The following is a 14,256-nucleotide window of genomic DNA, read 5'->3' on the forward strand; positions in this document are numbered from 1 at the left end:
CATGGTGCCGCGTGAGCGGATCGGCCCGGCCCTCATGGCGGTGCAGGAAGGGTTGAAGCTGGCCCGGCGGGAACTGGCCGGGAGCCAGACCGATCCGCCCCGCCGTCGGTGGGTGCCCGTTGCGCTCGTCTCGGCGCTTCAGGCCGGTCTGGTTGCGGCCCTTTCCGGCTATGAAAGTGCGGGGGAGGGGGATGTCACAGACCCCGCCCAGCCGGACCGGTTTGCCCCGATCGCGCTTTTGCTGCGCCGGGCCCGGTCAACGAAGTATCTCAATCCACCGGAATTGCTGGAACTGCCCCGACGCGTGGTGCGGGATATCGAAACGGTCGTGACCGCCCGTAACATCGTGCTGCATGGCCCGGATAGGGTGAAGATTCCGGAAGTGAACGATGCGTTCCGTTCTGTCCTGCAGGTGTTGCAACAGATCTGCCTGACCCACCCCTCCTTTCCAGTGGAAGGGCATGGGGTGATCCTCTCTCTCATCCGGGATGAAATTTGCGCACTTGAAAGACTGCTGGCCCCGACTGGTTAATGTGCAGGTCATGATCTTTCGGCAAGACTGGACGGATGATGCCCGATTCCCGCGCATACAGCTTCGGCGCCCGTGTTTTCCGGGCCATGGCACCGGCGGTCTCGCTGTTGCTGCTGGCAGCGGCTGCGCCGGACACATTCTCGCGTGAAGAGCTGGAAGCGCTTGAGTTGGAAAAGCGGGTGGCGGAGCAGAAACTCGCCGCACTCCAGGCCAGCGGCGAGGATGCCCGGAAAGACATCGACAATGTCGATGCGGAGCTGATCGCCGCGGCGATGGAAACGCGCCGGCGCGAAGAGCAGGCGGCGGAAGCCGAAAAGAGCCTCGCCGATCTCGGCACGCGGCGCATCACCGCCCAGATGCGCCTGCTGGAGGATCAGCAGGCGCTCGAAGACCTTCTCGCAGCACTTGCGGCCTCGAACCGGCGCAAACCGCCGGCCCTGGTCATCTCGCCCGGCAAGGCGAACACCGCTGTGCGCCGTGCCATCCTGATGAGCGAAACCACGCCGCGCCTCGCGGCACGAACGGAAACCGTGCGCGCTGAAATCGACGAACTGAACGCGCTGGAACGCCGGATTCGCGGCGAAAAGGCCCGTCTGGAGGCCGCTGAGGCGACGCTTGCGCTCAAACAGGTCGAGATTGAACGCCTCGCCGCCGCCAAGCGGGGCGCCTTTGAAGACCTGTCTGGCGACATTGCGCGGCTGAGGTCCCGCACGGCGGAACTGGGCGCGCAGGCAGATACGCTGCGCGGCCTGCTGAGCGCACTCGAATCCGCCGCCCCGTCGGCGCCGGGCGTGAAACCGGCGCTCCGGCCGCGGCTTGTGGCTGCCTCGCCGAGTTCGCCGAAACCGAAGCCGATTTCCCCGTCCACCCGGCCGCTTGGCAAGGCCGCTCTCGGCGCGCTGCAACAGCCTGTCGCGGGCAATGTGCTGCATTCCTTCGGCGACAGGCTTCCCGCGGGCGGAAAGGCGGAATGGGTCACGTTTTCAACGCGGAGCGAGGCGCAGGTCACCGCGCCGATCTCCGGAACGGTGGAATATGCCCGCCCGTTCCGCTCCTACGGCATGATGCTAATTTTGCGGACGAGTGACGGATACCATGTTATCCTTTCCGGAATGAGCCGAATTTACGTCACCGAAGGCCAGAATGTTGCCACGGGCGAGCCAGTTGGCCGCATGCCGGTCCGGTCTGACCCGCCTCCGGAACTCAATATGGAATTGAGACTTGGCGATACGGTGATGAATCCGGCAGACTGGTTACCGCGCCGTGGATAAGGTCGCGTAAGAGGAGAGGTTTGGGACATGCGTTCATTGCTGATTGGCACCGGGGTAGGTTTGATACTCGGAGCAACCGCCGTCGGTCTGTCCGCTATTGCCGCTCCTCAGGAACCCGCCCCGCAAAGCGATCCGCGTACCGTTACCTACCAGCAACTCGAACTTTTTGCTGAAATCCTCGCCCGCGCCCGCCAGGACTATGTGACCGAAATCGACGAGCCGGAAGCGATGGAAGCCGCCATTAACGGCATGCTGACCTCACTGGACCCGCATTCGGGCTATCTCAATGCCGAAGATTTCAAGTCCATGCAGGTCCAGACCTCGGGCGAATATGGCGGCCTCGGCATCGAAGTGATGATGGAAGATGGCTTCGTGAAAGTCATCTCGCCGATGGACGACACGCCGGCAAGCCGGGCCGGCCTGCAGCCGGGCGACCTGATCACTGCCATCGACAGCAAGCCGATCATCGGCCTGACGCTGAATGAAGCCGTCAAGCAGATGCGCGGCGAGAAGGGCACCCAGATCGAGATCACGGTGCTGCGCGAAGGGGAAGACCCATTCGATGTGACGCTGACCCGTGAAGTGATTGAGCAGAAGTCCGTGACTTGGCAGCTCGATGACAACGACATCGGCTATATCCGTATTTCGACTTTCAACGAACGCACCACGCCGCTGCTGGAAGCGGCCGTGAACGGCATTTCCGAGGAAACTGGCGGCCGGCCGCGTGGCATTATCCTGGACCTGCGCAACAATGGCGGCGGTTTGCTGGATCAGGCCGTGTCGGTCAGCGACGTGTTCCTGTCGGGCGGCGAGGTCGTCTCCACGCAGGGGCGCCGCTCGGTCGATATGGAAAGCTATATGGCGCACAATGGCGAAGTGTTCAAAGGCGTGCCGATGATCGTACTGATCAATGGCGGGTCGGCTTCGGCATCCGAAATCGTAGCTGGCGCCCTGCAGGATCGCCGCCGTGCGACCATCGTCGGCACGACCAGCTTCGGCAAAGGCTCGGTCCAGACGGTCATCCCGCTGGGCGCTGATCGCGGTGCGCTGCGTCTGACCACGGCGCGTTACTACACCCCATCCGGCCATTCGATCCAGGCGCTGGGAATCGAGCCGGATGTCACGATCTCTCAGGCCCGCCTGACGGAGGAGGAGCTTGCGAAGATCAAGCGCTTCTCAGAGGCAGACCTGCCGCATGCGCTGCAAAACGAGGAAGGCGCTGCGCGCCGGGCCCTTGCCATGCCGGACGAGCAACCGCCTGAAGATTACAAGGGCGAGGACTTCCAGCTGGACCGCGCAAAGCAGATGCTGAAGGACGGCACGATCACGGCCAGCACCGGCCTGAAGCGGGCTGGATAACAGCAATCGGTTAACCTTCGTTTGCAACCTGTTAACCGGAATGATGCAAATCTGGTCGTTCAGAGTCGACTGGATTTGATTACGAGGTTGCCACATGGCAAATCGCCGGGATGCTGAGCCATCACCGCTGCGCGCAGGCGCTGTGCATACGGGTCTCAGCCTGTTGGTGTTTGGCGGAATTGCAGGTGCGCTGGGCGCCGCCATTATCCTGATGGGCGATCCGTCCGAAGCGAGCCCGAAGCAGACGCTCGCCCTGTTCGACACGCATGATTCTGCTGCCCCGCCACTCAAGACCCGTTTGAAAACCAATATCGCCACGGCGAGCCTGGCGATCGAAACGCCGGACTATAGCGACGCGGATGGATCCGGCGATCTGCCGGACTTTGGCCCCGACCTTGGCGTCGAGTCGCCGGATGACATGCTCGTTGCGGCTGCGGACGCTGCGCCGGTCGGGGAAGGGGATGCCGACACGGCCGGCGTGCGCATCAATGGCAAGCTGGTGAAGCCCGGCGAATCCTATGGCGATGTCACCAGCATCGTTTCACTGGACCGCGCACCGATTGCGGGCATGACCGAACGCCTGAACGGCATGACCCTGCCGCGCATTTCCCCGGATGGCCGCGCCCCGGCGGATGCCTATGCCCGGCCGTTTATCAATCCGGGTAACAAACCGGTTGTTGCGATTGTGGTCGGCGGGCTCGGCATCAACGCGACACACACCAAATCCGCCATCGACGAATTGCCGCCGGAAGTGACCCTGTCCTTCGCGCCGGATGCGACCAGCCTGCAGACATGGATCAACCGCGCCCGGGCGGCCGGACATGAAGTGCTGATCGAGACGCCGATGGAAGCTTATGATTACGGCCGGATGAAAATGCATCCGCTGACCCTGCTGGCCAGTGAGAACGAAGCGCGCAATCAGGCGCGTCTCGAACGGATTCTCAGCCGCTCCACGGGCTATTTTGGCCTGATCAATTCGCAGGGCTCCAAGATCGGTGATGATGATGCCGCCATGAAGCCGGTCCTAAAGGCCGTGTCGGACCGTGGTCTCGCCTTCATCGACGATGGCAGCCTCGATGCCGGGAACATGCAGCAGCTGAGCGGCGAAGCAGGCCTGCGTTATGTGCGTGCGGATTCGGCGATTGACGCGAAACTGTCGGCCGAGGACATCTCGTCTGAATTCATGGAACTGGAAAGCCAGGCGCTGGAGCATGGCGCCGCCCTCGGCGCTGGCTATGCGTTCCCGATCACGATCGAGATGGTGAAAACCTGGACGGCAAGCCTTGAGCAGAAGGGCATAGTCCTGGCGCCGGCGTCCGCGCTGGCGGCGAAGTCCGCAAAGGCAGAAAATCCCGCCGATGATACGGTGCGCACTGGCAGTCTTGAGCCGGCTCCTGTAAATCCTCACGGGTGACACAAGTTAAGCAAGACCCCGAACGCTATCGCGCGAATGTCGGCCTGGCCCTCTTTTCGAAGGCCGGGCACGTCTTCATTGGCCGGCGTATCAATGGGCGCGGATCCTTCCAGTGGCAGATGCCGCAAGGCGGCGTGGACAAGGGCGAAGCGCCCGACGTCGCAGCGCTGAGGGAGCTGGAAGAAGAGGTCGGCGTTCCTGCCAAGCTGGTCGATACGCTGGAGGAAACCGAAGACTGGCTGTATTACGATTTCCCGCCGGACCTGAAGAAACGCCTGCCGGGGCCATACCTTGGCCAGCGGCAGAAATGGTTCGCCTTCCGCTTCAAGGGCTCTGACAGCGATGTGCGGCTGGACCGGCACACGCCCGAATTCGATGCGTGGCGCTGGGCCCGGCTCGAAGAGACGCCTTCGCTGGTGGTGCCGTTCAAGCGGGCGGTTTATGCGGAAGTGGCTGAACGCTTCGTGCGCTGGACGGAGCCGGTCCTCGGCGGCAAGGTACCACAGGGCTGAACCCGAAAGAGGGGAGACGTGGCATGGCGAAGACCCTGCTGATGATTCATGGTGTCGGATGCGGCGGCGATGTGTGGGACCGAATGATCCCCTTCTTCGAAGCCGACGGGTGGACCTGCGAGGCGCCGACGCTGTTTCCAGCCAGACGCGTAAAAGACAACCCGCCTGCCTCGCTCAGCGAGCTTGGCATTGATGACTACATCTCTGCCATGTCGAAAAAGGCGCAAGAGATAGAAAAGGCGACCGGTAAGAAGCCCGCGGTGATCGGCCATTCCATGGGCGGCCTGATCGCGCAGGTGCTGGCGGAGAAGGGGGACGTATCGCAGGCGGTTTTCCTTACGCCCGCCCAGCCAAAGGGCTGCGCCGTGATCGGGCCGAGCGTGGCGATTACCTTCCTGAACATCCTGATCCAGCAGAACCGCAAGAAGTCCTACAAGGTGTGGCGGACAGGTTTCGATTTCGGTGTCACCAATTGCGTGCCGAAGCGCCTCCGGGAAGAGATCTATTCCCACGCGCTCTACGATTCCGGCAAGGTCTATGGCGACCTGACCGATGGGGTGGAGATCGACGAGTCAAAGATCAGGATCCCCACCCTGACGATTGCTGCCGGAAAGGACCGCGCAACGCTGGCCTCGGCGGTTCGCAAGGTGGGCGAAAAGTACAAGAACGCGGCGGTCGCCGGAGACTTCATGGAATATCCGAAGAATGGGCACTGGATTGTCGATGAGCCGGGTACGGACAAGGTCGCAGCAGACATTGCCGGCTGGCTTGCCCGCACGCGCGTGAAAGAAGACGCATGATGGAAGACGACGCGCACGGCGTACACGACTACCTCACCGATCCGCGTAATGCGGACATACTGATTTCGGTGAATGGCGAACTGAAAAAACGGGACGAGGCGGTCGTCTCCGTCTTCGACAGTGGCTACATCTTGGGCGATGGCGTGTGGGAAGGGCTGCGCGTCATGAATGGTGGGATCGCCTTCCTGCCGGAACATTTGAAACGCCTCTGGGCCGGCGCCAAGACGCTCGATATGGATATCGGCCTGACGAAGGAGGAATTGACGGCGCGGCTGGTCGATTGCCTCAAGGCCAATGGCATGGAGGACGGTGTCCACATCCGTCTGATGGTCACCCGCGGCATCAAGAAAACGCCCTATCAGGGGCCGCGCTTCACGATCACCAAGCCGACCATCGTCATCATACCGGAATACAAGACGCCGGTGCCGGAAATCGTGGAAACCGGGGTCACCCTGTTCACGGTACATGTGCGCCGCACGGGGCCTGCGGAACAGGACCAGAAACTGAATTCCCACTCGAAGCTCAACTGTATCCTGGCCTGTATCCAGGCCGACAAGGCTGGCGCCGACGAAGCGCTGATGCTGGACCCGCTGGGCTTTGTGGCGACCTGCAACTCCACCCATTTCTTCATCGTTTGCGGCGGGGAAGTGTGGACCAGCCCGCCGGAATACTGCCTCGGCGGCATCACACGCGGAAACATCATCAAGACCTGCCGCGAGATTGGCATCCCGGTGTTCGAGAAGCGGTTTTCCCTGTTCGATGTCTATTCGGCGGACGAAGCGTTCATCACCGGCACGTTTGCCGGTGTGACGCCGGTGCGAGAGGTGGACGGACGCTCCATCGGCGCGATAGACGGGCCAATCTCTCGGAAAATCCGTGAGGCTTACAAGGCTATGCAAGCGCGCAGTCTGACCCCGATCGCATGAGCGTGGACATGACACAGACGATCCGCATCGCCATGTGGTCTGGCCCGCGCAACATGTCGACAACTATGATGCGCAGTTTCGGTGCCCGGCCCGAAGCGGTCTGCGTCGATGAGCCATTCTATGCCGCCTGGCTGACAGCCAGCGGCGAAGTTCATCCGATGCAGGAAGAGACGCTGGCATCGCAATCATCGGATCCGGCCGTCGTTGCAGGAGAAATGCTCGCGCCACTGCCGCCCGGCAAGACGCTGCATTACCAGAAGCAGATGACCCACCACATGCTGGAAAGCTTTCCACTGGATTGGGTCAGCGACGTGCGTCACGCCTTTCTGGTGCGTCATCCCGGCCGGGTGATTGCGTCCTACACGAAGAAAATGAGCGATGTGAGCCTTGAGGCCATCGGCGTGCCCCAGCAGGAAAGATTGTACCGGGAGATTACGGAGCGGACGGGCAAGGCGCCGCCGGTGGTGGATTCCGACCGATTGCTGGCCGACCCGCCGGAGGTTCTGCCGCGCCTTTGCGATGCACTCGGGATTGACTGGGACCCGGCCATGCTGGGCTGGGCACCGGGTGCCAAACCGGAAGACGGGGCCTGGGCACCGCACTGGTATGATGCGGTCTGGAAGTCATCCGGTTTCGGTCCGCCGCCAGGCGAAAGGCCAGCGCTGCAGGGCAGGTCGGCAGACATCGAAAAAGAGGCGCTCGAAAGTTATGAACGCCTTCTCCGGAATCACGTGTAGAGCATGTACCCGACCCTTGGACATAACCGGCCAAGCGTGCAGCAGGTCAGGTTCAATATCTGCGGGTGACCAGCAGGTGCCCGGCAGAGCTGTCGAACTTGAACCCCTCGTGCCCGTGATGATGAAAGAATTCATCCGCAGCCTTCCGGCATCCGGACCAGTCAAAATAGGCGTGCAGCGCAACCGAGCCGCCCGGAATCAGGTTCGGGACGACCTGCTCCAAAGCGACGCGAACCGGTTCGTACCAATCCACATCCACATGAGCGAGTGCGACGGGCTGGGATATTTTCAGTGTCTTTGTGACATCGCCTTTGATCAGTTCCACGGAATGGTCCTGAACCGGGTATCCGTAGCGTTTGAAGTTGTCTTCGACGACGGCTTTCAGGTCGCTTTCGTATAAATAGTATTTGCCGCCATCAATGCCGGTTGCCTGTCCGGATGCTATTTCCTGGTAGCGGGCTTTCATATCCGCGCCGTCATGATCCGAGGGCGGAGGGATCATCTCGAACATGTCGTAGACTTTCAGCGGACGGTCAGGCGCTTTCGCTGCGCACATGAGGATTGCCGAACCACCGCGGGCGCAGCCTGCTTCGATGATCAATGCATTGCTGTGGGCCGTCCGCCTGACTTCCTGCACAAGCTGGTCCAGTTGTGCGTCTGACGTGTAGGACAGACTTTCAGAGCGGATCCGCGTCCAGACGGACTTGATGGGCTTTGGCTGCTTCCAGCGGCGAATTTCGTTCCGGGCAGCGTCAGCTCTCCAGCGAACACCATCTACCACTTTCCTGGTCAAATTCATGTCCCACTCACTCCTGTCAGAACGGCCACTGAGTTCCCTGAATTGGGGAATCCGATGGAGCACTGTCGGGGTGGTCTGGCTCTTTATGTCGCTCCGTTTTTTGAGTTTTTTTGAATTGCGATATCTGATTTATGGCGAGCCACCCACACCATCACAATACTACCACATTAACCATACCTTGAGACCGGTTTTTCGAAAAGTCTGTTCCCTTGTCTGGTGAATCACCAATATCCGGGTGCGGCACGTGGAAATCTGAATATCCTAAAGTGGTAAAGTGCGTGGACAGAGAACATTCTGGATTTGTGTTCTGCCCAGACAGAAAAAACCCCGGCCTTTCCGGGGCCGGGGGTATAGTCAAATCCGGCGATAATCATCAGCTCATCGTAATTGCTGACGGATCCTCCGTTGCAGGCGACGGATTGAGCTCGAGACAACCCATATGGCGTAGTGATCGGTCGATTCGATTTTACCTCTGTTTGTTATCGACTTTTGCACCCCGTACCGGATAGGTTGTAATATTCACGCCTATTCGTTGAAGGGAAAAGCCGTTGGCCGATAAGCACTCCGCAGCGGATTCATACCTAGGTTACCTGTATCAAGGTCGCTACGCACTCCTTCGAGCTCTGCTAGAATCGAGACAGCATCCCACTCGCTCGGTATCGATTGAAAAATTTGACGATGTGGCCTTCCAGGATGGTGGTGATCCCATCGAGCTCATCCAGCTGAAGCATCACGGAACCCCAGGGGAAATTACGGACTTCAGCGTAGACCTTTGGAGGACGCTAAGTATATGGATGGACCGCATTGAGGCGGACCCGAACTCAGCCTCTGAAACACGGTGCATATTACTTACAACGGCATCCGCAGCTGAAGGTAGTGTGCTCGCTTGTCTACGTGAACACAGCGAAGATAGAGATGAGGTTGCGGCTTTGTCCAAGTTGATTTCTGCAGCCGAAAGTTCAACAAACAAAACGACCAAAGCAAGCCGAGAAAAATTCCTTGCACTCACTGAACCACAACGGGTTCTATTGGTATCAATGATCTGGGTGTTCGATAATGCTCCCAACATTATTGATGTTAGAACTGAAATCGAGGAACTACTGCACTATTCTGCGTCCGGTCATGCAGGCACATTAGTGGCGTATTTGGAAGGATGGTGGTTCAATCGGATCGTCCTTGCGCTGACGGGTGAAGCGGAAAATTCTATACCCTTGGCCTCGATTGAGCAGATGGTGTTCGAAATTTCTGATGGCTTCAAAGTCGGCGCACTTCCGCTAGACAATGCTATTGAAACAACCGCACCCCCTTCTGGTTTTGGAGACGATCGTGTTTTTACCAAGCAGCTAGGCTTCATTGCCGTCTCCAACACGACCCGCACGGCAGCTATTAGAGATTTTTATAGAGCCTACTCACAACGGTCGCGTTGGGTACGCGAAAGTCTATTGCTCGACGAAGAGGCTGAAAAATACGATCGAACCCTACAAGAAGCTTGGGCTCATGAATACGCGGCGATCTGTGAAGATGTTGATGGAACTGATGAACCAACGAAGTGCCAGAAAGGCCGCGATCTTTTGAGGTGGGCGAATCGCTACATCCGTCCCCTCCGAGGACGAGACGAGCCGTGGATCTCGAGCGGTACATTCCAGATGCTCTCCGACGTCAAAAAAGTCGGCTGGCACCCAGACTACCAATCCAAACTCGATGAGAGCAAGGGAGAGTAGAAATGCATCTGGCTGCTTGGGATAAAAGAACACAAGAGCACGCATTCATATTCAATCCCGCGTATCTCGGGAGTATGTTGTTTGAGTTTGTGAGCTCTTACGAAAAGTCGGCAAAGAAGACGACACCTTACGTTTTGCCATTTTGCGCTTTGCCACTGGTTTTGTATCCGGACAGCCGAAGAATGTTGCCAACCTCGATTAGAACCGGTCTTTATTCCTGGCTCGAACGCACTCCGGAAGTTCTTGTCGGTTATGCAGATCGTTCACGGCTTCTCGTACCCTACATCAAAGAAGCGTTGATTTATGCCACGCATCGCCACGTGCTTGAATTCAAGCAAGGCAAGATTGCGTGTGGAAGCCGAAAGGCAGCCTTCTCCGCATCAAGATTGGACTTAGTCACACCCGATATTCGAGATACGATTCGATCTACTCGAATGACTGGAAAGTGGTTTGCTGCGGCAGGTGAAGAGCAGACTATCCTTGCTTCTCTGGGAGTGCGCCCGTGAGTATGATAATTAGTTCACTGACGATATATTCTTTCGATGGTGAAAGCCGCACTATTCGCTTTAGGGAGAGCGGACTTAACATCATTACAGGTAAATCAAAGACCGGGAAGTCATCAATAATCGACATCATCGATTACTGCCTCGGTCGAGGGGAGTGTTACATTGCCGATGGCGTAATCCGCCAATTCGTTTCTTGGTTTGGACTTCACCTAAAAAACGGCAGCGATCAAATCTTTATTGCGCGACGTAACCCACCAAGAAACAGAACCACTGATCCGGACGTCTTCATACGCAGAGGCGTGATTGACGATATACCCAACTATCCCGACCTGAGATCAAACATACCTGTGAATGAACTAGAACGTTTGGTTACAAGATTTGCAGGGATATCTGAAAATGAGCACCGCCCTGAGACAGGCTCGCGGAGACCACTAAAAGCAAACATAAGCCACGCTCTATTTCTGTGCTTTCAAAAGCAAGATGAAATAGCTAGCCGAGAACGTCTGTTTCACCGCCAGGGTGATCCATTCATTCCACAAGCTATAAAAGATACGCTTCCGTATTTTCTGGGTGCAGTCGATCAAGAGTTCTTCCTTTGGCAAAGGGAACTTGATGTCGCTCAATCGGAGTTGAGAGCACTGGAGGCTCAACGAGATAGTTTGGCGGTTAGTACTCAACGGGCTCTATCAAAGGCCCGGCAATTCTTGGCAGACGGCAAACGAGTGGGGCTTGTTGAAGATACCTTCGACACTAGTGATCCTCAAATCGCGTTAGATCGACTCGTTCAAGTATCTCAAACGTCGGCAATCGCTGATCCGTCCCTTCCACAAGGACAGGACCTTATTTCCAGTTTGAGGGATGAACTTCAGAGCCTTAGGAGCTCGCTTTCCGATGTGCAGAATGACGTTCGAGCTACTCGACATTTCTTTTTCGAGCAGTCTGCATTTTCTCGGGAGGTAACCGAACAAAGAGATCGGCTGGCTTCAATAGAACTGTATAAGGACGGTGCCTGCGAAGATACCCTCTGTCCGCTTTGCGAGAACAAGCTCTCAACTCGAGTTCCAGCGGCAACCGATTTGGCGAACGCACTTGAACAATTGAACCGACAACTCAATGCGGTAACAAACGAAAGCCCTCACCTTCAGACGCGCCTCAGTGAATTAAATGAGAAGCAAAGCGAATTGCAGAGTAACATTGTTCAAGCGCAAAGAGCGATAAATCAGGCTTACATTGAAGACGAAAAAGCCCGCTCTCTCAGAGATCTAGCAATTGACCGCGCTAAGGTGATCGGAAGAATTAGTGCGTTCATAGAACAAACCTCTTCAGTGAACGAATCAGCTGATTTAGAGAAGCGAATTGAGGACGCACGACGCAAAGTATCTGTGCTGGCAGAACGTGTTAATAGCGAGGAAGTCGCTGATCGAGTGCAATCAACATTGAACTTGATATCGGATAAAATGACAGAGTACGCAGCCGACTTGAATTTGGAGCATACCGGGGGACGCATCCGACTTGATATCAAGAAGCTAACAGTCATTGCTGACACCAATACGGGGCCGGTTCAACTTAACAGAATGGGCAGTGGCGAAAATTGGGTTGGGTATCATGTAGCCACTCTACTCGCACTGCACTATTGGTTCCGCACGACAGATCGGCCGGTTCCAGGGTTCATGATTTTTGATCAGCCAACTCAAGCTCATTATCCTCCTGAGGCGGACAGAGATGGTAGAGTAGACGAGTTGCTGGATGAGGATCGCCGAGCGGTGAGAAACCTATTTGAGACAATGGCGGATGTCGCCACGGAAATTGGTTCTGGCTTTCAATTGATAGTTCTGGATCATGCCCATCTGGATGACTCTTGGTTCGAAGAGGCGATAATCGAAGAGTGGAGAGGTGCTGATGCGCTGGTTCCGCTTTCTTGGGTAGACTCTGCGCGATAGGTGGAGTTTTGAGGTCCGGCTCCTTCAATGGAGAGCTGATATTCGGACCGATCGGTTGAGAGGTGTTCAAGCCTGTGTGGCGGATCTAAATCTGTCCATGGAGTTAGAGAGTCAGCTGAAAACCTAACGCTCCAAAATATCTGCCGTCCTAGGCGCTCCGCATAGATCGAGGCACTTTTCACAGAGAACGCTGAGTGGTCCGAAAACTGGTACCTTACCCAGCTTACTCCTTTCTCCATACCGGAGACGTCCAGAGCTAATTAAGTCAGATACAATCTCCAAAATTTCTTCATCCAAATTTTCAACCTCAGCCCCCAACCCCTTGCACATCGTCCAGCAAGCCGACAAATTATGACTGAGTTTTCGGACAGCGTCCTCTTCTATGTCACGGTCAAGTAGATATGCTTTCAAAGATAGTTCTATAGAATGAGCGCACAGGGTCATTACTGGAGGTGGAGCTGCAATTTCATAGCCGGGCCAACGCCCTACACGTTCATCAGCTGACAGCGCTGCTTCGAAGTTCAGCCTCGCTAAATATTTATAATAGTTTGGACGGTTTGCTTCATTAACTGAGAACATACCACTCTCCGATTTATCTGGCATATTGAAGTGTTTGGAGCGGGATATCTGATGCTTTCTGGAAGGCTTGTTCAAGCATTTCCAACCAAGCTCCGGATCAACTCAGTATTTATCCGCACCACCCCGTTGTGTTGCAAATCAAAATCCGCACCTGACAAGTTCTCAGTTCGGACCAGTTCCAGAAGCTTTCGATCTGCATCCGGCCGCATTGGCTCCATCTGATCAAACACAAAGGCGTGCCGATCGAAGTTGGAATTGTCATGCGTTATCCCAACACTCGGATCATACCCATCCGCGATGACTTTGATACGGACCTCACTCTCGAGAAGGGCGTAGGCATAATTCAACATTGCATTTACCGGATGTGTTGCGCTCTTATTCCGAACACGGCTCTCCCCCCACTTCAGGGATGATCTTGAAAAGTATCTCTTCCACTCATCCGGTACGGGATAGCGCTTAGTTGCTTTCCATTTGATGTCGAGGGCGCGCCAGGCAAAGAAGTATCCTTGAGCCACAGTTCCTTCAATTGCACTTAGCTTTGCGATCGTGTCCGGAGGCGACTGCTTAAGTTCCGCTAATGCGCTCTTTGCCGCTTCGATCGCTTTCTCTCTGGACCGACTTTCAGGAAGCAAGTTCTCTAGATTGTAGAGTGTGCCGAGGATTTTCTGCTGAATTAGAGGAACAGCGTATTTCACGCGGGCTGGTTCGCTAGCTCGCGTTTTCCTTTGCCATGCAACTTTCTTCGGATCAGCCGCATAGCCACTCGCGGAAACAACGAATTGAACCCGACCATCAAACCGTAGCCGGATAAGGTCAATCGATTGCTCTTGCAGCCAGTCTATCGCATCCAGTGTGATGTTGCCTTTGCCATCTACGATCACAATGCGAGGCGGCAGATCCAAGCTTCCCTTAAAGAAAGTCGTCTCTGCAGGTTTTGATGGGAAGTGGGTGAGCCCGTCCTTGATGACCAGGCGACCTTTGTCGACGCGGATAGACAGGCCGTAGCCCGTCAAAATCAGTGGGTTTGATTGGCGCTCGCGGCGTTTGCGTTTTGGTAGGTTGGAATTGTATTCGGAGTGCCAATACTGGCTTCTGACAGCCCACTCGTCATATGCGTTTTCATCCGAAGCGCTTTGCGTTTGAAGTGTCATTTTGTTCCC

13 protein-coding genes are annotated in these 14,256 nt (G+C 56.5%); 11 read left to right on the forward strand and 2 right to left on the reverse strand.

Annotated features, from left to right (window positions below; all coding sequences use genetic code 11):
- Position 1 precedes the first annotated feature (1 nt).
- The 8 genes from HY17_RS00980 to HY17_RS01015 all read left to right on the forward strand — a co-directional run bounded on the left by HY17_RS00980 (position 2) and on the right by HY17_RS01015 (position 7,551).
- On the forward strand, positions 2 to 532 hold the full coding sequence (locus tag HY17_RS00980) for a hypothetical protein (protein ID WP_034761248.1): 531 nt from the start codon (positions 2 to 4) through the stop codon (positions 530 to 532).
- A gap of 35 nt (positions 533 to 567) precedes the next feature.
- On the forward strand, positions 568 to 1,803 hold the full coding sequence (locus tag HY17_RS00985) for a murein hydrolase activator EnvC (protein WP_034761251.1): 1,236 nt from the start codon (positions 568 to 570) through the stop codon (positions 1,801 to 1,803).
- A 27-nt stretch (positions 1,804 to 1,830) separates the two neighbouring features.
- Entirely contained in the window at positions 1,831 to 3,162 is a 1,332-nt protein-coding gene (locus tag HY17_RS00990; protein ID WP_034761255.1) for a S41 family peptidase, read from the forward strand.
- A gap of 94 nt (positions 3,163 to 3,256) precedes the next feature.
- Complete coding sequence (locus tag HY17_RS00995) at positions 3,257 to 4,576, forward strand: divergent polysaccharide deacetylase family protein (RefSeq protein ID WP_051599491.1); 1,320 nt, start codon at positions 3,257 to 3,259, stop codon at positions 4,574 to 4,576.
- Positions 4,573 to 5,088, forward strand: coding sequence for an RNA pyrophosphohydrolase (locus HY17_RS01000; protein ID WP_034761259.1), 516 nt, complete (start codon positions 4,573 to 4,575; stop codon positions 5,086 to 5,088). The genes HY17_RS00995 and HY17_RS01000 overlap by 4 nt, the downstream gene beginning before the upstream one ends.
- 23 nt (positions 5,089 to 5,111) lie before the next feature.
- Positions 5,112 to 5,888 carry a carboxylesterase gene (locus tag HY17_RS01005; RefSeq protein ID WP_034761262.1) on the forward strand — a complete coding sequence of 259 codons (777 nt, stop codon included), beginning with the start codon at positions 5,112 to 5,114 and terminating at the stop codon, positions 5,886 to 5,888.
- Positions 5,885 to 6,814, forward strand: a complete 930-nt coding sequence (locus HY17_RS01010; protein WP_034761265.1) for an aminotransferase class IV — start codon at positions 5,885 to 5,887, stop codon at positions 6,812 to 6,814. Before HY17_RS01005 ends, HY17_RS01010 begins: the two co-directional genes overlap by 4 nt.
- Before the next feature lie 8 nt (positions 6,815 to 6,822).
- On the forward strand, positions 6,823 to 7,551 hold the full coding sequence (locus HY17_RS01015; protein WP_233348562.1) for a sulfotransferase: 729 nt from the start codon (positions 6,823 to 6,825) through the stop codon (positions 7,549 to 7,551).
- Positions 7,552 to 7,603: 52 nt separating this feature from the next.
- On the opposite strand, the gene HY17_RS19065 is transcribed toward HY17_RS01015, so the two are convergent.
- On the reverse strand, positions 7,604 to 8,350 hold the full coding sequence (locus HY17_RS19065) for a TylF/MycF/NovP-related O-methyltransferase (RefSeq protein ID WP_051599492.1): 747 nt from the start codon (positions 8,348 to 8,350) through the stop codon (positions 7,604 to 7,606).
- Positions 8,351 to 8,898: 548 nt separating this feature from the next.
- On the opposite strand from HY17_RS19065, the gene HY17_RS01025 reads away from it, so the two are divergent.
- The 3 genes from HY17_RS01025 to HY17_RS19795 are packed head-to-tail and all read left to right on the forward strand — an operon-like array spanning position 8,899 to position 12,517.
- Positions 8,899 to 10,071: an ABC-three component system protein gene (locus HY17_RS01025; protein WP_034761268.1), complete on the forward strand. Its 1,173-nt coding sequence runs from the start codon at positions 8,899 to 8,901 to the stop codon at positions 10,069 to 10,071.
- Positions 10,072 to 10,073: 2 nt separating this feature from the next.
- Positions 10,074 to 10,577: a three component ABC system middle component gene (locus HY17_RS20105; RefSeq protein WP_139068744.1), complete on the forward strand. Its 504-nt coding sequence runs from the start codon at positions 10,074 to 10,076 to the stop codon at positions 10,575 to 10,577.
- A 2-nt stretch (positions 10,578 to 10,579) separates the two neighbouring features.
- Positions 10,580 to 12,517: a DUF3732 domain-containing protein gene (locus HY17_RS19795; protein WP_081812905.1), complete on the forward strand. Its 1,938-nt coding sequence runs from the start codon at positions 10,580 to 10,582 to the stop codon at positions 12,515 to 12,517.
- 650 nt (positions 12,518 to 13,167) lie between these two features.
- Here HY17_RS19795 and cas1 read toward each other — a convergent pair.
- A complete protein-coding gene (gene cas1, locus HY17_RS01035) occupies positions 13,168 to 14,247 on the reverse strand; it encodes a CRISPR-associated endonuclease Cas1 (RefSeq protein WP_034761275.1) in 1,080 nt (359 codons plus the stop codon).
- Between the last annotated feature and the right edge of the window lie 9 nt (positions 14,248 to 14,256).

The sequence above is a fragment of the Hyphomonas sp. CY54-11-8 genome (assembly GCF_000682735.1).
In the GTDB taxonomy this organism is placed as follows: Bacteria; Pseudomonadota; Alphaproteobacteria; order Caulobacterales; family Hyphomonadaceae; genus Hyphomonas.